Genomic DNA, 18489 nt, shown 5'->3' with positions numbered 1-18489 from the left:
TTTTTACCCTTGATACTGGTCATATTCGCTGTTCTGTTGCATTCTTAACTCATAATAAAGATTAAAAAGCTAATAAAACCAGAGTGTTATGCTTTAAAGGTATTTATTGGTAACAGTTGCTAGATAGTCCAAGGTATCGAATATGAATAAAGCTCAGCTCAAAAATATTGCTGAAAAATCTTTTTTTGCAATGTTCCGTAAAAAAGCTGATGTATGTGATATTCAGGAAACCTTTTATGGTTGGGTTGTATTTCTTGCCACAGGGAAGGCAAAGATTGTTGTTAAGTTTTCACGTGAAGTCGGTCGTATTAGTAAAGAAGTGGAATGTTTACAGAAATTACGCTCAATTGTGAGCTGTCCTGTACCACAGATTTACTTATTCGGTCGTGAAGAAGGGTATGACTATATCGTGCTAGATTGGCTCGAAGGTCGTCCTGCTAATGAATTGCCAAATGATAAATTTGCAATTGAGACATTCCGTGAAGACTACACAGATATTTTAATCGCATTACATGAGCACAATCACCCTCAAGGTTTTGAACTGACCAATGGTAAGTTTGATGGTGATTTTAACAATGCTTTTGATGACTGGATGCTAGGGGTTTATAAATACCTATCATGCTCAGTATCGCCTTTTAGCGCTCAACTAAAAGATAAATACACTGAGCTATGGGAACGTCGTCGAGAAATTCTAGCGCCAATTGCCAATGAATCATCGTCTTTTGTACATGATGATTGCCATCTCGCAAATGTGTTATTTGATCCGAAAACGTTCAAAGTAGCAGGGCTGCTTGATCCTTGCGACAGTGGTTTTAAACACCGTGAAATGGATGTGATCCACCTGTTTGACGTACGTGGTGATACGCATATTGCTGAACGTTATATTGAAAAGCGTCAACTTGATGATGGTTTTGAAGCTCGTCGCCATTTCTTTAGTTTATGGGACGATGCTAAACATAGCCGTAATATGGGCTGGTATGATGAAAACTGGTTAATGCAGAAGTTTAATAAGTTTGAATCAGCCGTTCGTATGCAGTAATTAGTTGCCTGTTTTCTATTGTAAGTATTATGTTTTGTAAGGTAGGGGTATAAAAGAATAGCGAGAAGAGGTGCTTATGATGCATATAGTAAGTGGGATTTCGTTCTTTTTGTTTGCTGGTGGTGTACCAGTGGAGCTCGATCAAAGGACTACTCATCATGCTATAGCTACAAGCACAGTTTCGGAATATTCTTTTATTCCCATTACCCCACAGAAATTCTTTGATGATAGCGCACAGACTGAACATCATATTATCTCATATCCAACACAATCATCTTTTATCTCCAACATCTCCAATTCTGTTATTGCTCCGTCATTAATATTGGCTCATAACCAAATTCATTCAGCCAAATCAGGCATGGCAAAAGAAACTGCTGAAGGTCTATATGTAGTAGGGCGCCATGAATGGATATTACTCGGTACATCGAAAGAGTATTTCTCCGCTTATGTCGATCAAGGATCTAAAAACTCGCGAATAGGTGTTAGTGAATTAGTCGAGTTTGAACGAGAGGGGAAAGATTGGGTGAAGTTTATATTGCAGGGTAAAGAATATAAACATGCGATCAGTGAATGGGTGAAAGACAGTAAAAAAAGCGATAAACCACTACCTGCGATTAAGTTACGCACTAAGCTCGGTGATATCAATGAAGAGATTGAATATGTTTTGATTAATGGCGGTAATGGGATTGTGTTAGGTGAAAATTTCTTGCGTGATCTGGCGGTTCAAAATACTCAATATGATTATATTCAAGGCAGAGTTAAACAATAAAAGCGAAGTTTACGTAGTCATACATTCTACCGAAAGTACGCTAGGTATGAGTTCGCTTTTAATTGTTATCTTACTGATCGCCTATGCTATTACGCTTCAGCAATCACTTCGTAGCTAGTGAACTTACGAATGTTAATTACACCCGTGTCAAAGATAAGGTATTGGCCTTTAATACCTTGCAAAATACCTTCAACCACAGGCTCTTTATCAAAATTATGTGAACTAATTTTGGTTGGGAACGCATCAACTGGGAATTGAATATCAACAATATTGTTATCTAAGAATTCAATTGCATCTTCGCCATATTCAGCGGTGATTTCAGCCAACTTGGCTTTTACTTCTGGCAGCAGTGTTGCAGCCTGTTCAATCAGATTGATCTCTACATTGTCACCTTTCAGCATTGCTCGCCAATTGGTTTTATCAGCCACTAATTCAGCAATTGCCACTTCGACTAAACCTGAGATCTGACGAGTTTTTACTTTTAGGATCGCTAAGGCTTGCGTTGCACCTTGATCAATCCAACGAGTTGGTAATTGAGTGTGACGAGTGATACCTACTTTAAGACCTGAAGTATTTGATAGGTACACGTAGTGCGGCACCATACAATTTTCCTCGCCCCATTGTGGTTCACGACAGGTACCTTTTGCGTAATGGCAAGTCTCAGGCTTCATGATACACATATCGCAAGAGGCAAGCTTTTTCATACAAGGGAAACAATGGCCTTGTGAATAGCTCTTCTTGGTTTTCTTGCCACATGATTGACAGAAAATATTGCCTGTGTGAGTCAGTTTAAGGTGCTTTCCGATCAACGGGTTAAGATGAAGCTGTTGATCGCCAATAGGAAGATGATAGTCAACAACATCATTTAAAGTTGACTTCATTTTACTTAGTGTTCCTTGCATACAGTGCTCATTGCTTTGTTTTTATAGTGTTGTGATTCTAGCAGGAGTGAGTGATGAGTGGGGATAAATCTCAATATCATTGTAAGGAAATGAGGAAGCATTGTGGGTTAGGCAGTGATGACGATCAACATTGATTGTGGAATTTAGGTAACAATGCATGAAAACAGGCTAAAACAGTGATAATGCCCTAGAGGATGAGGATTTGGGCTGATTTATTTAGCTTGTTGATCTAGTGTCAAAAGGTTATTCAAGCATCGACCATGGAGGGAATAATGCTTAACCGATTTTCTAAAAATATATCTTATGCGGTGTTAAAAGAACTGTCTTTAGCACGAAAAGCCAGACGCAATAAAGATGTGTTATTAGAGTTCTCGCATTTAGAAAATGCCCATGTATTAGGGCAAAACTCAACCTATTGGCATACTAAAGTGCACTGTCACATGCTCTATTGGGCTAGACGTAATAGTGATAGCCATGAGTTAAGAGGGCAATTGCTACGTGTGTTTGGAGCTTTTACTAAAACTGCGATAGGGTTGGTGCCTGAGGGAAATACAGGCGGTAGCAACATAAGCCCATTTAAGCCATTACCGATTTCAGCGATTCATCAGCAAAAGATCATGCGTGCAAAACAGGTCTGATAGCTAACGTATAGGTATCGTTTAGTAATGACAATCAATCAGTAAAACGCCGATAACTGAGTATGTTATTGGCGTTTTGTCTTTTTATTTAATAGTTGTTCAGGCGTATACAGCGTGTATATTGGTTATATAATCAGCGAGATGTAAGTATCTCCAATAAATAGAGTTGGCTAATTAAGGGGGTGAAATGAAAAGAAATGTCATGATCACGGGGGCAAACCGAGGTATTGGATTAAGCCTTGTTGAGCAATACTTAATCCAAGGCTGGGCTGTTCATGCCACAGTTCGAAATTTAGATTCAGCGTTAGCCCTTGAGCAATTAGCGGCTAAATATACCGATTTAATGATTCATGTTTTGGATGTAACTGATTACGAGCAAATGGAGCATTTAGCTGCACAATTACCGGTATTGGATGTATTAATTAACAATGCTGGTTATTACGGGCCTAAAGGGTACGGTTTTGGTAACACCGATGTGAATGAGTGGCGTAAGGTCTTTGAAATCAACACTATCGCACCACTAAAGCTGGTTGAGAGCCTCTACCCGCTATTGAAAAAGGGTCAAACAAAGAAGATCGCTTGCTTATCATCAAAAGTAGGTAGCATGACAGAAAATACCTCAGGTGGCGGCTATATTTATCGCTCTTCAAAGGCCGCATTAAATTCAGTGGTAAAAAGTTTAAGTAACGATCTGCGTGAAGAGGGTTTTACGGTATTAGCGTTACATCCTGGTTGGGTTCAAACTGAGATGGGCGGGCCGAATGCACTTATTGATACGGCAACATCTGCGCAAGGGTTATATGCGGTCATAGAGCAAAGTTCACCAATTCAGAGTGGTGAGTTTATTAACTACGATGGTAGTTGTATCGCGTGGTAATTAGCAATTAATTGAAAAGGGAGTGTGCAATGGAAAATGTCATTATTCGTCATAGTGAACAAACTGATATTGACGGTGTTAAAGCCATTTACGAATCAGAAGTAGCCTATGGTGGCACACTCCAACTCCCATTTCCTTCGCTCGAACGTTGGACATCACGCTTAACAAATTTGCCGCAAGGGTGTTACAGCCTTGTGGCTGAGTATGACGGTGAAATTATCGGTCAATTAGGTTTATCGGTTTGTGATAATCAGCGTCGTAAACATGTGGCTAGTTTTGGTATGGGAGTAAAAGAAGCGTATCAAGGGAAAGGTGTCGGTAGTCAATTATTGCAAGCTGCATTAATGCTTACTGATAAATGGTTGAATGTTCAACGCCTTGAATTAGAAGTGTATACAGATAATGTTGCTGCTATCAAACTGTATCAAAAACATGGTTTTCAGATTGAAGGTGAAGCGAAACATTATGCGTTTAGGAATGGTGAATATGCAAATGTTTATCATATGGCTCGGTTACGTACCTATACTGAAAACACTTGATCATATAAGAGCGGTATAACGAGTGTTCTAGATGACAAAAAGGCAGCGATAAGGCTGCCTTGTTGTTTCTGTTATTTTAGAACCTTGGATTAGTGACCCACTGTTTTTGATAGTAGGTTTACAATCAGTACTCCAACAATAATAAAGCCGATCCCCACGATGGCCGGTAAATCTAAACGTTGGCCATAAATGAAGAAGCTAATCGTTGCCACAAGCACAATACCAGCACCGCTCCAAATTGCGTACACAATCCCAACAGGCATGGTTTTTACTGTTACAGACAGCAAGAAGAAGGCAACACCATAACCTACAAGCACCACGATACTTGGTACAAGCTTGGTGAATTGCTCTGCCTTAGGAATAAATGATGTTGCAATAACTTCAAAAATGATCGCAATAGATAAGGCTAAAAGTGGTGGCATAGAGGTCAGTAGTTTAAACATTGCGTGTTTCTTCTATCAATTAAGAGGTGCGCATTTTGAGCTAAATAAAGCGATTAACCAAGTACTATTTAGGCAAATGATTATTACTGTACTGTAACAATTGCAATATAAATAACTTATCTATTACATCAATGGATGTTTTGTTTGTTATGTTTTTGTTTGTACATGAGTCGATCTGCCATAATAATGGCTTTTTGATAATCATTGTCGATGGCGGTTATGCCATAAGACATGGAAACTAAGTGATCGGTTTTAGATTTTATCTCAGCATTCGCGTTGGTAATTTTCTTTTCAAATTTTTCAAAACAATGAATATTTGAAAAGATAAGAAACTCATCGCCACCAAGGCGGATCACAATATCGTCATAATTAAAGTGTTTTTGAATAATATCTGCCACGATTTTTAAAATGTGGTCACCTTTTTCATGACCATAGTTATCATTGATATACTTAAAGTTGTTTAGATCCACAAAGGCAATATGTTGATAATTATTTAAATTATCTGATAAGTGATCACGGGTTAAGCAAGAGGTTAATGAATCAATTTTCTCGAACTTCGTTTCACTTTTATCATAGACATTCGTCACAATAAAAACGCTCTCACCACAAATGACTTTATTTCTTTGAGTAACAAATGTTTTTTCCACACCATCGATGATAACAACTTCTTCTTTTGATAGAACGATGTTATCTGAATTGATTAATTCTAGATCAGCATTTAAGCAGTTATCGTATGCGGGAAGCTTTTGCTTTACATCTTCAGCAGATAAGCCAACTAAATCTAAATTACAGAATTCGATATGTTTTTTATTATTAAAGATAACATTACCATTGATATCTCGAATAACAACCATACAATCTGCATTATTAATAATGGCATTAGCAAGGAAATTACCGATATCAAATGACATATTTGAGTGATGGTAAAATGCAGAAATAAAGTTAGATGCGATATCTTTATTACTTTGCTGATAGTTAATATTTAATGTATTAAATGGATCTAGTTTTAACAGATTATCAATATTACTATAATTATCTTCACAAATGGTGTTATATATCTTTTGCTCTACTTTATTGTAAAAGGTTGATATATCTTCTAGGTTCTTAAATCGATAATCAGTTTGTGTATTTTCTTTTACATCTGCTATATTTTTCGGTTTCGAGTAGTAATAGCCTTGATGGAGGAAATTAATTTTATACTTCTTTTCAATATTTCTAATAAGAAGTAAATTTTTCTCGCTTTCAATACCTTCGATAACAATTAAGCTATTGGTTAGCGAGGAAATATCACTAACAATACTTTCTAGTAACTTATACGAGAAGAAGCTGTTTTCGATTTTATTAGTCAGTAACTTATCGATTTTTACATAGTCAAAATCGATGCTTAGCAGCATATCAGTATTTGAATAGCCCTTACCATAATCATCCAAGGCAATCTTTAAGCCATTTTGTTGTAGAAGTTGGCAGTTAGCCCGCATCTTATCGATGTTCTCTACGTTATCGTGCTCAGTGATTTCAAGGTAGAAATACTTAAAATCTTCTTTGATAGAAAGTAGGAAATCAATAAAATCATCATTGATTAAACTTGTTGATGATATGTTAATGCTAACGTAAATCTGTTTATTATTATCTTTAATATCTGCTAGTACATGATTAATTACATTTGAATCGAAATAACCTTTATTAACAAAGGTTTGAACAAAGTTTTCAATATTAACGTTTTTATCTGGTAGACGTAGTAATGCTTCGTATGCCACTTCTTTGTTTTTATAGAAAATGGGTTGGTACTGAAAGTATTTAGAATTTAAAAACATTTATTGAGTCCACATACAATGCATGAGTGTGTTTATATGATCATATAGGCCTATAGAGGTTAAGGAGCTATGTTAAGACTGATCAAATAAGTCGTGTCAATATTTTGACATGAACGGTGTATTTTAAAAAGGAATAAGCCTGATTTTTTACTTAACAATAACGATTTGGTTGAATATCTAAATTTTTTGGTTGTTTAATAAAATATCAGTTGATTTATAAACGGGATAAACCAACTGATAAATTTGATTAGGAAAGGTGACGTAAGCTACGTTTTTCTAATTGGCTAAATAACAGAGATAAGGAAAGACAAAGTACAAGGTATATCGCGCCAACTAACAGCCATATTTCAAAAATCAATCCTGAAGAGTTGGCTATTTCACTGCCAACAAAAGTCATTTCTTGGATTGAGATCAGTGAAATAATGGATGAATCTTTGACGATAGAAATGAACTGTCCGGCAAGGGCTGGAACAATACCAGCTATCGCTTGTGGAAAGATCACATAACGAAAACGATCCCATTTTGATAGCCCCAGAGAGTCTGCCGCTTCCCATTGTCCTTTCGCAATGGCATCAATGCCAGAACGTATCACTTCAGCAATATAGGCTGCGGCTATTAGCCCGATACATAAAATGCCTGAAAACAGGTTTTCCCATAATTGCGCATCCCCAAAGAGAAAATACTGTAATCGGTTTTCATGACCGTGATAATTACGGAATAAATCATCTAAGCCAAGCAGTGGTACTAATTGACTAGAAATAAAGAAATAGAAAATAAAAACAAAGACTAAAGGCGGAATATTACGTACAAGCTGAATATATGCATTAGCCGGCACACGGAAGAATACCAGTGAAGAACGACGACCAAGTGCAAGTAATAAACCAAACACTGCAGCAAAAACCATGCCCCATAAACTAAGGCGAATAGTGCTGATCACACCTTGAAAGAAATAGGGAAGTTCACCATTTCGACCCGGTGTAAAAACTAAATCAAAAGCTTTGTGCCATTGCCAATGGTAATTAATGCCAATGGATGAACGATAATATAGCCAGCCTAAAAAGCATCCTACAATTGCTAGTAAGACGTAATCGAGCAATTTGAGCTGTGGTAAAGAAAATCTTGCAGCCGAACGATTAGTCGGCTGCGAAGACGTTTTCTTTGCTGTTGAGCAAGAAGACATAATGATTATTGACCTTCTGCCACTTGGCTTTGCCAATCTACGGTCGTGAACCAGTAGTCATAACGCTCTTGTAGCCAACCATCTTGGGTTCGAAGCAAGATCCAGTTATTGAAGAAATTCAATAAATTGAAGTCTCCTTGGCGAATAGCAAAACCTTCTGAACCTTGGCTTAGACGCTCTTTGAAAGGAATAAATAGCTTATCTTTATATTGCAGTGCCATTTGCTCAGGTTTGGGTGTAGAAGCCAGTACTGCTTGTGCATTGCCATTTAATACTTCTTGGAATGCTTGTGATTCATCATCGAATTGACGAAGTTTAGCCTTAGGGAAGTATTTCTTCGCTGTCTGAACTGTTACCGCCCCACGACGAACCGCTAATGTCACACTGCGTTTGTTGTAATCAGCAATAGTGAGCTTATCGCCAGCAAGCTCTTTACTTGCCGCAAGTTGAATGCCTGAGTGTGAATAAGGAGTGGTGAAAAGAACACTCAGATTACGTTGTGGAGTGATAGACATGCCACCGATGATAACGTCAAATTTGCCCGCTAATAGGGCAGGGATAATACCGTCCCACGCTGTTGGAATAAACTCCACTTTAACGCCAGCATCTTTTGCTACACGCTTAGCGACATCGACTTCAAAGCCAATCAGTTCACCTTGTTTATCACGCATCGCCCAAGGTACAAAAGTGGATAAACCAACACGTAAAGTACCGCGTTCCTTTATTTGCTCTAATGTGCCTTTCTCGGCGGCAAACGCATGATTTACACTGAACAAAAGAGTGAATGCAGTAAGTAAAACTGCAAATATTCGCTTCATCTTTCTGTCTCCATATCGTTAACAATAGTTAATGTGTTGGTGTTGCTAATTTATGTTCGAGTAATGTAGCCAGTGCAGATAGCAGTAAAGTGATGCATAAATACATTGCGGCTATTGTGAACCAAATTTCAAATGGCATTGCTGTATCAGCAACGATGTCTCGACCTTGAGTGGTTAAATCGAAGATCGCCATGATGCTGACAATCGAAGAGTTTTTTACCAGTGAGACGGCTTCATTGGTCAATGGCGGTAAGATCCGACGTAGCATTTGCGGCAAAATGATGTAGCGATAACTATCTATTTTGCTCAATCCTAGACTTTCAGCAGCTTCAAACTGTCCCTTAGGAATATTGATCAAACCTGCGCGGAAGATTTCAGCGGTGTAAGCGCCTTGAAATAAAGATAAGGCTAAAACTGCGGTGGTAAATCGCTCTAGTCCCAGCATGGGACCAAAGACAAAATAGAGTAGGTAGATTTGTACTAATAATGGCGTGTTACGAATTAACTCTATATAACCACGGGCTAATCCACGTCCAACTACAGAATGTGAAACACGCAGCAAAGCGGTGATTAGGCCAAAAAGCACAGTAAAGATCAGACTGATAGCTGAGATCTTTAATGTGATCAGTAAGCCATCAATAAGCTCGGCTGAAAACCATTCACCATCTTCTTTAAAGAAAAAATATTGTGGAACACGATACCATTGCCAATGGTAGTTCATGGCATCAGCACCACTATTGAGTAACCACATAATGGCGACAGCGATCACGCTGATTTGCAACAGCCCACTAATAACAGGCTTTAAGATTTTCCACATCGGTGATATTGACTGAGGTTTCGTTGTCATAACCGCCTCAGTAGCTCAGAATTTTAGTTAAAAAGCTTTGGGTGCGTTGCTGCTCAGGCGTATCAAAGAGTTTTGCTGGTGGCGCAATTTCTACAATCTCACCCTCATCCATAAAGACAACGCGATCAGCCACTTTACGCGCGAACCCCATTTCATGGGTGACGCAGATCATGGTGATACCTTCATCTGCTAACTCTTTCATTACATCAAGCACTTCATGGATCATTTCAGGATCGAGCGCAGAGGTTGGTTCATCGAACAACAGAATATCTGGCTTCATACATAATGAACGAGCAATTGCGACACGCTGCTGCTGACCACCAGAGAGCTGACCGGGAAACTTATCGGCTTGATGCGCAATATGAACCCGTTCAAGGTATTGCATTGCTAAGTTTTCAGCTTCTGCTTTGGACATACCTAACGCACGACGAGGGGCTAGGGTCAGGTTGTCTAATACCGTCATATGAGGGAAAAGATTAAAATGTTGAAACACCATTCCGACCTTACCACGAATGGTTTTCAGGCTTTTTGGTTCGAGTGTTTTTCCGGTAACAGTGATTTCCCCTGAGTCGTAGTGCTCAAGGCCATTAATACAGCGAATTAAGGTTGATTTACCAGAGCCAGAAGGGCCACAGATCACTAAGCGTTCACCTTTGTGTATGGTGAGATTAATGTCTTTTAATGCGTGGAAATCGCCATACCATTTATTCACATGGTTAAATGTTATTATTTCGTCTTTAGCCAACAAGACGTACCTCAACTGATAAATTAATAGCTTTTCATAATATGAAGGAAAGACCAACCTATTACAGCAATAGCTTTAACCGATTAAAATTAATAATTATTTCAATATTATATAACAATGAACCTTAAATGCTGATAAGTCATCATTTAGTTTGATAAGTGTGGATTATGTGAATGAATATTACTCACTCTTTTCTCAAAATGAGAGGTTGGTATAACATAAAAGTATTTGTTTTATATCTGTATTAGGGTAATAAAACGTATTTTGTTATGATTTATTGAACACAATAGTATTATTGATGATGTAAATTGGTTAAAAAATGTCGACTTTTATGTCAATAACCCATTGCACTAGAAGGGTTAAGGCGATAAGTTAACAACGACTATTTGGAGAAAATACACTACATCAATTTGACCGACATGGACGTAGTGTAGCGATACGGGAAGTATAAGCATGCATAAAACAGATGATGTCCGCATTAGCGAGATCAAAGAACTATTACCACCAGTAGCAATATTAGAAAAATTTCCAGCAACAGAAAGTGCTTCTGAAACGGTATATCAAGCCCGAAATGCCATTCATAATATCTTAAACGATGAAGATGACCGTCTTCTTGTGATTGTTGGCCCTTGTTCAATCCACGATACAAAAGCAGCCATTGAGTATGGTCAGCGTTTGAAGGAACTGCGTGATGAATTAAGTGCTGATCTTGAAATTGTTATGCGCGTTTACTTTGAAAAGCCACGTACGACTGTTGGCTGGAAAGGTTTGATTAACGACCCTTACATGGATAACAGTTTCCAACTCAATGATGGTTTGCGTATTGGTCGTAAGCTGCTACTTGATTTAACTGATTCGGGTTTGCCAACAGCAGGCGAATTTTTAGATATGATCACACCACAGTACATGGGTGATTTGATCAGTTGGGGCGCGATTGGCGCACGTACAACTGAATCTCAAGTTCACCGTGAATTAGCATCAGGTCTTTCTTGTCCTGTTGGCTTTAAAAACGGTACTGACGGTAACATCAAGATTGCAACAGATGCAGTAGGTTCAGCAAGCGCACCGCACCATTTCTTATCTGTAACTAAGTATGGTCATTCTGCGATTGTTGCAACAGCAGGTAACGAAGATTGCCATATTATTCTGCGTGGTGGTAAAGCACCTAACTACAGTGCTGAAGATGTTAAAGCAGTGACTGATCAGCTAGAGAAAGCAGGTCATCGTTCTAAAGTGATGATCGACTTTAGCCATGCAAACAGCCTAAAGAAATTTGAGAATCAGCCAATTGTTTCTCAAGATGTAGGTGAGCAGATCGCTAGCGGTAATAAGTCTATTTTTGGTGTGATGATTGAAAGCCATTTGGTAGAAGGTCGTCAAGATATCGTTGATGGTGTAGAGCCAACTTACGGTCAAAGTATTACTGATGCTTGTATTGGTTGGGCTGATACTGAAAAAGTGTTGCGTCAACTAGCGTCAGACGTACAAAAGCGTCGCCAAGCATAACGTAAACATTATAATTCAAGTAAAACCGACGTTATCACAGCGTCGGTTTTTTTATGGCTTCGATTTCAATCGTGTAAAGAGATATGGGCTATTTTTCGTTTTGATGTCGGTAACCGTCGTTAAATTCAATATCAAACTCTTCATCATATTGATGCTTATCTAATAAGCTTTGGCAGTGTGGAAATTGGCAATAAATCGGATATTTCTTATGTAAGCCATTTTCAATAAATGCATCCAGAATGCTATGTGTATCTGCAATAAGTGTTTTATCTTCCATAGGATTACCTCAAACAAATATATGCAACTATGTTACCGATCCCTATATGAAGAATGTAGCGCATACGTCGTTTAAAAGTGTCTTATAGATAAGAATTATCCCTCTTATGTATATTGTTTATTATAGCAACGATGACGAATGTACACATTTAATGCCAGAAAATTCGTGAATAGCCATAAGATAAATTTTATAAAAATTAATTGTTTATCAGAAATTCTGCTATAACCATATGTGTGAAAACATTATTCTGTTGCTAGATTTCCCAAGTTATTAGAACAATAAAAGGTGGGATATATGAAAAGTGTGGGTTCTTATATGTTGAAGGTTTGCCTTCTATCCGCTGTAGGTGTGGTATCCAGTGTTGGAGCTGCTGAAGATTCGGTTGCACCCGCTAAATTTGTGAATGCAATTGAGAGTGATGTACAACTAGTGCAGCATAAAGGGTTAGCGATTTATCATCCAACCTTGGGGTTTGTTAACTATGAAACCATACTTTGTGGAGCCAAGGACGAAACAGAGCAAGCATTTCATCAGCTAGTAGTATCGGTGTGCAATGAGCAACAAGGAAAAATGTATAGAAATTGGTGTATAGATAAGCAGAAAAATACACCTTTGTTTTATGCTGAACTTGATGGCGGTGTATCACGGTGCCAAGAGGGAGAATATGCCTCGATTGTTCATGTTTTAGAAGCTCTTCCATCAATAAAGATTAGTGCAAAGCAAAGAAATAATTGGCTTCAAGTCGCTAGATCTTTTGGTTATCAATAAATGTAGCAAGATATTGATTGTTTACGTTTACGCGTAATTAAACCATTTCTGCTTTAGGTTATGTTCAATAACTTCGGTTAAGCCGTGATCTTTCGTCTTAACATGATCTGTTTTATGCGTAATGACTTTTGGCAAACGCTCAGATTCGGTTGGTTGATAAATAATGCTGCATGAAGGATCCACACTAAAAAATAACGAGTAATGGCTATCTTTAATATTAGGAATTATATATTTACCGTTTTGACTGACTGAAATAATGTAATCTTTTGGATAACTTGCAACAATTTTATGGGCATATTCAGCAGTGAAAGAGTCCACAACCTGCGGATTGTGGTAAAGATCTGAAAACGGAGTGAGGGGATCACTCAGCCCTAGGTTTTCTGATGTGAACGTATGATTAAGCAGCTTACTAAAAGCGATAGAATGAACATCAATTTTGTTGTTTTCGTCGACGAGTGCTTTATCAATGACGGTGAGTTTCTCTTCTTTTAATTTTGCTAACTGCTGTTCTAAAGCAAGGCTTGATGGGCATTTACGCTGACATAAGGTTTGTCTGTAAGCATAGTTATTTTGTACATTGATCAACTGAGAACGTAAGTTGTTGGCAAAATAATGAGTGTTATTTTTTGTATCATAGAAACCATTTAAATAGGTCATAGCGCGCCAAACTTTCACTGCTTCAGTTTGAATAATATTAATCACCTGTTCTTTATTATTTGGCGTAATATAGCTAACTAAACTGTCAAGATTAATATAGGTGCAGTATTTTGCATTTTGTATATTTAAAAGCTCATAGTCACCCCAAAAACGCTCACAGTCTGGAGTCAGTTTTTTCTTAAGGTCGAATTTAAGATTATCATTAATATTAAAAGCGACAACAGGGTCTTTAACAACATTATTTAATGCATTGTAAAGCGAATTTTTACTATTAAAGAAAACGTGTTGTTGAACTTGTATTTGCTTATTTATTTCAGCAATTTTGTTTAAATAATATTCATTGGAGTGAGATAAAACGGCTAATTTTTTCTCATGCTCATTAATTTCAGCATTATAACGTCGCTCTGTTTTATCAATAGAGCGCTGGAGTGTTTGAGCGTACGCATGAATACGGAATAAATTAGTTCGGTAGGTGCGTTTTGCTTGTTCTAACTCTTTAATAAAGGGTTGAGCTTCAGTTAATTGAGTACCTTTTAATAGTGATAGCAATTCATTGATATTACAAAGGTAGTCCGGAGACAGTAACCAGTCACTTTTGAGTAGTGTATGCGATAACCGCTGAATTTGGTTAAATGTTTGCGGTATCGTTAATGGATTATTTTTCTCTGTAATAATAAAGCCATGAATATCATTCGCTTTAATTTCATTAGGCGAAAGCGAAAATGATTCAAAATCAACTTTTCTTTCCATATCACATGCAGTAGTCGATGCGATGAGTGAGATTAATGCAATATAACGAAATTTATTCATGATTCTTGGTTATCAAGTTATAAAACGCTGCTATTTTACTTTGAACAATTATGTTCTGAAAGTGCATGTATAAACTTTGTGAGCTTTTTCTCTTAAAATCATAAATAAGACATTTATCTATAATATGATGAGTAAGATTAAGTTATTACCATGTTTTGTTTGTAATTAATATGTAGTATCGGTGTTATGTTTGATTTTAAAATAGGGTGGAAAGAGGTATTTTTAGTTATACTTTCAGTGTGGGTTATCTCATTTATCGCTTATATAATTAATCATATTTTTAATGGGGCTTTAAATCATTATGGTTTATTACCTCGTCATGTAAGCCATGTTACAAATATCGTGATTTATCCTTTCATTCATGGCTCGTGGTCACATTTATTCTTTAATTTATCGTCTTTTACACTCTTGGCATTAGGAGTTGGTTTCAGTGGTGTTGCACGGTTACTGAATGTGATCATACTTTGTTGGTTGTTAGGTAGCCTTAGCGTGTGGTTATTTGGTCGGATCAGTTATCACGTTGGGCTTAGTGGTATTATCTACGGGCTTTGGGGTTACTTATTGATATATGGCCTAGTACTAAGGAGCTTATTGTCACTGGGCATTACGTTTCTTGTTTTGTTGTATTTTAGTTCAATGATATGGGGCGTTTTACCCATGAACTATCAGGTCAGTTTTGAAAGCCATTTGTTTGGGGCAATTGCTGGTGGCTTTGTTGGTTATTTTTTAGGGAAAAAGGACGCTGCAAAGTTAAATTGCCATTTTGATGAGCAACCCTGAGCTAACAAAGTGGTCTAATAATATGTTCAACATCTGATGTTATTCAGGGCCATAATAAGAGAGAAAGGGAGTGATTTATGCTGATTACATTTCGTAGTAAAGGAAGTCATGACGTTACGATGTTTGGTGATATTGCTCAGCAGCTTATTCATATGATGGGATTTTGCGAGACTGTGCCAGGGGCAATACGTGAAGAGGATATCGCACAGGCATTGCGTAATTTAAATCATCAAATCGATATGATGAAACAACAAAACAAGCAGGGCGATGTTGAACAGCCTAATCCTTTAGACGCAGATTTAGATGAAGGTGAGTTCGAGCCTGAGATTTGTTTATCAGTGCGTGCTTTACCAATCATTGGTTTGTTAGAATCGGCGATCCAAAATCATAGCTACGTGATGTGGGAATAACAGCTGCATCTTATCAATAAAGCTAACGTACAATATGTAAAGGCGCAAAAGGATCATCATCGGGATCATTTTGCCATAGATATTCAGCTTCAATTGCTACTTTGCGTGCCACACTATCGCCAAGTTGATACCCAATCACAGCTAACGCCATATCAATACCTGATGAACCGCCAGAGGCAGTAAAAATATTACTGTCTCGTACCCACCTCGCAGATGACTGCCATTCCACGTTATGGCCTAGTTTTTGAACCCAATGAAATTGTTTCTTATTGGTTGTGGCGCGTCGGTAATTCAATAATCCTGAGGTCGCTAGCAAAGCTGCGCCAGTAGACACTGAACAAATTAATGTTTGCTTAGGTGCAAAACGTTTCAGCCAAAACAGGGTTAGAGGATCATGAATGATCGCTTGCAAGCCGGAGCCTCCGGGGATCAGTAAAATATCTGACTGAAATTTATCGTTGAAACTGTATTGAGGCTCAATGTGTATATGCTGATGGCTGATCACAGTTGTACCTGTTTGCGATACTGTTTGCAGCGTATAAAACTCAGGGAGTAGAGCAAACATCTGTAATGGGCCAAACGCATCGAGTAATTGAAAACGATCAAATAAAAATAATGTCACTGTTTGTGGAGTCTGCATTTTTATTTCCTATTTTCTACCTCTTAAGGATTAGCATAGCTAACTGATTTCTTCGTATTTACTCGTTATTGAGATGGTTTTCGCTGCTGTTCTATGGATAAAGCTTGTTATTCCACGCTGAACCATTACAATCAGCGCCTTGTTTAAAAATGATGAAAATATCAGCTGGCGCGACTATGAACAGAAAGAAGAAAATTAACGAAACGCTTAAAAAAAGAATGAAGAAGGCAAACGCGAAATTACATAAGAGTAATAAGCCTCGCTACATTTCTAAAGCGGAGCGTGCCAAGTTAGAAGCAGAAGCGGCATTGCAAGAAACGCAAGCAGCTGAAGCTGCGACAACACCATCAGAAACAGAAACTATGAGTACGGAAACAAGCGTTTCTTAATTACGTGCTCGTTGGTACTTTTTGGACAGGGAAGGTAGCAGCTACCTTCCCTGTTTTATTCTTGTTGAACAGTACATTGTTCAAATGCTGATGCATGATCAGCACAATTATCGCCATAGTGGCGTTGTATATAAAAGAGAGATGCTATGAGTTTTGCCTCTTTAGGCCTATCTACCCCAATTCTTGATGCTGTAGCGAAACAAGGCTACGAAAAACCATCCCCAATTCAGGAACAAGCGATCCCAGCGATTCTTGAAGGTAAAGATGTCATGGCGGCAGCACAAACGGGTACAGGCAAAACCGCAGGTTTTACGTTACCTTTGCTAGAGCGTTTAGCGGGTGGACGTCCTGCTCGTCCTAATCATGTTCGTGCGCTGGTGTTAACACCAACACGTGAGCTTGCGGCACAGGTAGGCGAGAGTGTGGCAACTTACGGTAAAAACTTACGTATTAGCTCTGCTGTCGTATTTGGTGGAGTAAAAGTTAACCCACAAATGATGCGTATGCGTAAAGGAGCGGATGTACTGGTTGCTACACCGGGACGTTTAATGGATTTACACAGCCAAAATGCAGTGAAGTTTCGTGATATCGAAGTGCTAGTGCTTGATGAAGCTGATCGCATGTTAGATATGGGCTTCATTCGTGATATTCGTAAGATCTTAGCGTTACTACCAAAAGAGCGTCAGAACCTGCTTTTCTCTGCAACATTTTCTGATGAAATCCGTGAACTTGCGAAAGGGCTTGTGAACAATCCTGTTGAGATTGACGTAAACCCACGTAACCAAACAGCACGTACCGTTAAGCAGTGGATTTGCCCAGTTGATAAGAAGAAAAAACCAAACTTATTAACGAAGTTACTAAGCGAGCGTAACTGGAAGCAAGTGCTGGTTTTCACTAAAACTAAACACGGTGCAAACAAATTATCTGCCCACCTAGAAAGTCGTGGTATTACCGCAGCAGCTATTCATGGTAACAAGAGCCAAGGCGCACGTACTAAAGCGTTAGCGAACTTTAAATCAGGTGAAATTCGTGTATTAGTAGCAACAGATATTGCGGCACGTGGTTTAGATATTGATCAACTACCGCAAGTAGTTAACTTTGATTTACCACATGTTGCAGAAGACTACGTGCACCGTATCGGTCGTACAGGTCGTGCGGGTTGTGAAGGTGAAGCGATTTCATTGGTATCAGCTGATGAGTTTAAAGAGTTGGCTGCGATTGAGCGTTTAACACAGCAAGTGCTAGAGCGTGAAATTGTAGACGGTTTTAAACCAACAAATGCATTGCCAGCATCTAAGCTAGACACACGTCCAATTAAGCCGAAAAAACCGAAGAAGCCAAAGAAAGATAAGCCATTCACGCCACGTGAAGGTACTGTGGCATCTGAAACGCGAACAGGTAGCAACCAAGCGAAGCGCAAGCCAGCATCTCGTCGTCCACAAGGACAAGGCACTGATGCGAAAGAGCAAGGTAATAAACCAGCTCGCAGTAAACCGCGTAATTCTGATGCAAAGCCAAAGTCATCTGACAGTAAGCCTCGTCGTCGTTACAACGATGAAAAGCCACGCTCAGATGATCGTCGTCGTGCACCGCAACGTAATCGTAAGCCTAAAGCAGCAGCGACAGCGTAATACGGTTAAC

Annotated in this window: 21 protein-coding genes; 11 read left to right on the top strand and 10 right to left on the bottom strand. The window is 38.4% G+C overall.

The annotated features are described in order from the left end of the window. Positions 1-142 precede the first annotated feature (142 nt). Both Q7657_RS05560 and Q7657_RS05555 read left to right on the top strand, forming a co-directional pair. Positions 143-1039 carry a phosphotransferase gene (locus Q7657_RS05560; protein WP_053989239.1) on the top strand — a complete coding sequence of 299 codons (897 nt, stop codon included), beginning with the start codon at positions 143-145 and terminating at the stop codon, positions 1037-1039. A gap of 76 nt (positions 1040-1115) precedes the next feature. Continuing rightward, positions 1116-1808, top strand: a complete 693-nt coding sequence (locus tag Q7657_RS05555; RefSeq protein ID WP_258178260.1) for a putative ATP-dependent zinc protease — start codon at positions 1116-1118, stop codon at positions 1806-1808. 89 nt (positions 1809-1897) lie between these two features. Here the strand turns inward: Q7657_RS05555 and Q7657_RS05550 are convergent, their stop codons facing one another. Next, on the bottom strand, positions 1898-2710 hold the full coding sequence (locus Q7657_RS05550) for a DUF2797 domain-containing protein (RefSeq protein WP_107166204.1): 813 nt from the start codon (positions 2708-2710) through the stop codon (positions 1898-1900). A 272-nt stretch (positions 2711-2982) separates the two neighbouring features. On the opposite strand from Q7657_RS05550, the gene Q7657_RS05545 reads away from it, so the two are divergent. The 3 genes from Q7657_RS05545 to Q7657_RS05535 all read left to right on the top strand — a co-directional run bounded on the left by Q7657_RS05545 (position 2983) and on the right by Q7657_RS05535 (position 4764). Next, entirely contained in the window at positions 2983-3348 is a 366-nt protein-coding gene (locus Q7657_RS05545) for a DUF3703 domain-containing protein (RefSeq protein WP_053989237.1), read from the top strand. Between the two features lie 187 nt (positions 3349-3535). Next, the gene (locus tag Q7657_RS05540) at positions 3536-4225 is read left to right on the top strand and encodes an SDR family oxidoreductase (RefSeq protein ID WP_107166203.1); all 690 of its coding nucleotides are present in this window, start codon (positions 3536-3538) and stop codon (positions 4223-4225) included. A gap of 29 nt (positions 4226-4254) precedes the next feature. Next, positions 4255-4764 carry a GNAT family N-acetyltransferase gene (locus Q7657_RS05535; RefSeq protein WP_107166202.1) on the top strand — a complete coding sequence of 170 codons (510 nt, stop codon included), beginning with the start codon at positions 4255-4257 and terminating at the stop codon, positions 4762-4764. A gap of 89 nt (positions 4765-4853) precedes the next feature. On the opposite strand, the gene Q7657_RS05530 is transcribed toward Q7657_RS05535, so the two are convergent. The 6 genes from Q7657_RS05530 to Q7657_RS05505 form a co-directional block, all read right to left on the bottom strand. After that, positions 4854-5186, bottom strand: a complete 333-nt coding sequence (locus Q7657_RS05530; protein WP_181319861.1) for a DMT family transporter — start codon at positions 5184-5186, stop codon at positions 4854-4856. 149 nt (positions 5187-5335) lie between these two features. Beyond that, complete coding sequence (locus Q7657_RS05525; RefSeq protein ID WP_107166201.1) at positions 5336-7021, bottom strand: bifunctional diguanylate cyclase/phosphodiesterase; 1686 nt, start codon at positions 7019-7021, stop codon at positions 5336-5338. Positions 7022-7268: 247 nt separating this feature from the next. Beyond that, on the bottom strand, positions 7269-8201 hold the full coding sequence (locus tag Q7657_RS05520) for an amino acid ABC transporter permease (protein ID WP_107166200.1): 933 nt from the start codon (positions 8199-8201) through the stop codon (positions 7269-7271). Between the two features lie 5 nt (positions 8202-8206). Next, a complete protein-coding gene (locus Q7657_RS05515) occupies positions 8207-9019 on the bottom strand; it encodes a transporter substrate-binding domain-containing protein (RefSeq protein WP_023934725.1) in 813 nt (270 codons plus the stop codon). A 28-nt stretch (positions 9020-9047) separates the two neighbouring features. Beyond that, positions 9048-9866, bottom strand: coding sequence for an amino acid ABC transporter permease (locus Q7657_RS05510; RefSeq protein WP_107166199.1), 819 nt, complete (start codon positions 9864-9866; stop codon positions 9048-9050). Between the two features lie 7 nt (positions 9867-9873). Then, on the bottom strand, positions 9874-10614 hold the full coding sequence (locus Q7657_RS05505; protein ID WP_107166198.1) for an amino acid ABC transporter ATP-binding protein: 741 nt from the start codon (positions 10612-10614) through the stop codon (positions 9874-9876). 450 nt (positions 10615-11064) lie between these two features. Here Q7657_RS05505 and aroG point away from each other — a divergent pair, with 450 nt between their 5' ends. Next, the gene (aroG, locus tag Q7657_RS05500; RefSeq protein WP_053989228.1) at positions 11065-12117 is read left to right on the top strand and encodes a 3-deoxy-7-phosphoheptulonate synthase AroG; all 1053 of its coding nucleotides are present in this window, start codon (positions 11065-11067) and stop codon (positions 12115-12117) included. 88 nt (positions 12118-12205) lie between these two features. Here the strand turns inward: aroG and Q7657_RS05495 are convergent, their stop codons facing one another. Beyond that, on the bottom strand, positions 12206-12394 hold the full coding sequence (locus tag Q7657_RS05495) for a hypothetical protein (protein WP_008989514.1): 189 nt from the start codon (positions 12392-12394) through the stop codon (positions 12206-12208). Positions 12395-12688: 294 nt separating this feature from the next. Here Q7657_RS05495 and Q7657_RS05490 point away from each other — a divergent pair, with 294 nt between their 5' ends. Then, positions 12689-13162: a hypothetical protein gene (locus tag Q7657_RS05490; RefSeq protein WP_107166197.1), complete on the top strand. Its 474-nt coding sequence runs from the start codon at positions 12689-12691 to the stop codon at positions 13160-13162. Positions 13163-13189: 27 nt separating this feature from the next. Here Q7657_RS05490 and Q7657_RS05485 read toward each other — a convergent pair whose 3' ends face one another. After that, positions 13190-14629, bottom strand: coding sequence for a hypothetical protein (locus tag Q7657_RS05485; RefSeq protein ID WP_107166196.1), 1440 nt, complete (start codon positions 14627-14629; stop codon positions 13190-13192). Positions 14630-14815: 186 nt separating this feature from the next. Here Q7657_RS05485 and Q7657_RS05480 point away from each other — a divergent pair, with 186 nt between their 5' ends. Further along, entirely contained in the window at positions 14816-15409 is a 594-nt protein-coding gene (locus tag Q7657_RS05480) for a rhomboid family intramembrane serine protease (RefSeq protein WP_107166195.1), read from the top strand. A 77-nt stretch (positions 15410-15486) separates the two neighbouring features. After that, positions 15487-15819, top strand: a complete 333-nt coding sequence (locus Q7657_RS05475; protein WP_053989224.1) for a DUF1840 domain-containing protein — start codon at positions 15487-15489, stop codon at positions 15817-15819. 22 nt (positions 15820-15841) lie between these two features. Here the strand turns inward: Q7657_RS05475 and Q7657_RS05470 are convergent, their stop codons facing one another. Further along, positions 15842-16459 (bottom strand): DJ-1/PfpI family protein, encoded by a 618-nt coding sequence (locus tag Q7657_RS05470; RefSeq protein WP_107166194.1) that lies wholly within the window; start codon positions 16457-16459, stop codon positions 15842-15844. A 176-nt stretch (positions 16460-16635) separates the two neighbouring features. Here Q7657_RS05470 and Q7657_RS05465 point away from each other — a divergent pair, with 176 nt between their 5' ends. Both Q7657_RS05465 and Q7657_RS05460 read left to right on the top strand, forming a co-directional pair. Continuing rightward, positions 16636-16848 (top strand): DUF2986 domain-containing protein, encoded by a 213-nt coding sequence (locus Q7657_RS05465; RefSeq protein WP_053989452.1) that lies wholly within the window; start codon positions 16636-16638, stop codon positions 16846-16848. Between the two features lie 146 nt (positions 16849-16994). Next, positions 16995-18479, top strand: a complete 1485-nt coding sequence (locus Q7657_RS05460; RefSeq protein ID WP_107166193.1) for a DEAD/DEAH box helicase — start codon at positions 16995-16997, stop codon at positions 18477-18479. Positions 18480-18489: the final 10 nt, after the last annotated feature.

It is taken from the genome of Candidatus Photobacterium acropomis, assembly GCF_030685555.1.
GTDB lineage: Bacteria > Pseudomonadota > Gammaproteobacteria > Enterobacterales > Vibrionaceae > Photobacterium > Photobacterium lucens.
The sequence above is the reverse complement of the archived record's forward strand: the minus strand, read 5'-3'. Positions and strand labels throughout refer to the sequence as shown.

Coding starts and splice junctions, on each gene's coding strand:
- Q7657_RS05560 (WP_053989239.1), top strand. CDS start 143: ATGAATAAAGCTCAGCTCAAAAATATTGCTGAAAAATCTTTTTTTGCA.
- Q7657_RS05555 (WP_258178260.1), top strand. CDS start 1,116: ATGATGCATATAGTAAGTGGGATTTCGTTCTTTTTGTTTGCTGGTGGT.
- Q7657_RS05550 (WP_107166204.1), bottom strand. CDS start 2,710: ATGCAAGGAACACTAAGTAAAATGAAGTCAACTTTAAATGATGTTGTT.
- Q7657_RS05545 (WP_053989237.1), top strand. CDS start 2,983: ATGCTTAACCGATTTTCTAAAAATATATCTTATGCGGTGTTAAAAGAA.
- Q7657_RS05540 (WP_107166203.1), top strand. CDS start 3,536: ATGAAAAGAAATGTCATGATCACGGGGGCAAACCGAGGTATTGGATTA.
- Q7657_RS05535 (WP_107166202.1), top strand. CDS start 4,255: ATGGAAAATGTCATTATTCGTCATAGTGAACAAACTGATATTGACGGT.
- Q7657_RS05530 (WP_181319861.1), bottom strand. CDS start 5,186: ATGCCACCACTTTTAGCCTTATCTATTGCGATCATTTTTGAAGTTATT.
- Q7657_RS05525 (WP_107166201.1), bottom strand. CDS start 7,021: ATGTTTTTAAATTCTAAATACTTTCAGTACCAACCCATTTTCTATAAA.
- Q7657_RS05520 (WP_107166200.1), bottom strand. CDS start 8,201: ATGTCTTCTTGCTCAACAGCAAAGAAAACGTCTTCGCAGCCGACTAAT.
- Q7657_RS05515 (WP_023934725.1), bottom strand. CDS start 9,019: ATGAAGCGAATATTTGCAGTTTTACTTACTGCATTCACTCTTTTGTTC.
- Q7657_RS05510 (WP_107166199.1), bottom strand. CDS start 9,866: ATGACAACGAAACCTCAGTCAATATCACCGATGTGGAAAATCTTAAAG.
- aroG (WP_053989228.1), top strand. CDS start 11,065: ATGCATAAAACAGATGATGTCCGCATTAGCGAGATCAAAGAACTATTA.
- Q7657_RS05495 (WP_008989514.1), bottom strand. CDS start 12,394: ATGGAAGATAAAACACTTATTGCAGATACACATAGCATTCTGGATGCA.
- Q7657_RS05490 (WP_107166197.1), top strand. CDS start 12,689: ATGAAAAGTGTGGGTTCTTATATGTTGAAGGTTTGCCTTCTATCCGCT.
- Q7657_RS05485 (WP_107166196.1), bottom strand. CDS start 14,629: ATGAATAAATTTCGTTATATTGCATTAATCTCACTCATCGCATCGACT.
- Q7657_RS05480 (WP_107166195.1), top strand. CDS start 14,816: ATGTTTGATTTTAAAATAGGGTGGAAAGAGGTATTTTTAGTTATACTT.
- Q7657_RS05475 (WP_053989224.1), top strand. CDS start 15,487: ATGCTGATTACATTTCGTAGTAAAGGAAGTCATGACGTTACGATGTTT.
- Q7657_RS05470 (WP_107166194.1), bottom strand. CDS start 16,459: ATGCAGACTCCACAAACAGTGACATTATTTTTATTTGATCGTTTTCAA.
- Q7657_RS05465 (WP_053989452.1), top strand. CDS start 16,636: ATGAACAGAAAGAAGAAAATTAACGAAACGCTTAAAAAAAGAATGAAG.
- Q7657_RS05460 (WP_107166193.1), top strand. CDS start 16,995: ATGAGTTTTGCCTCTTTAGGCCTATCTACCCCAATTCTTGATGCTGTA.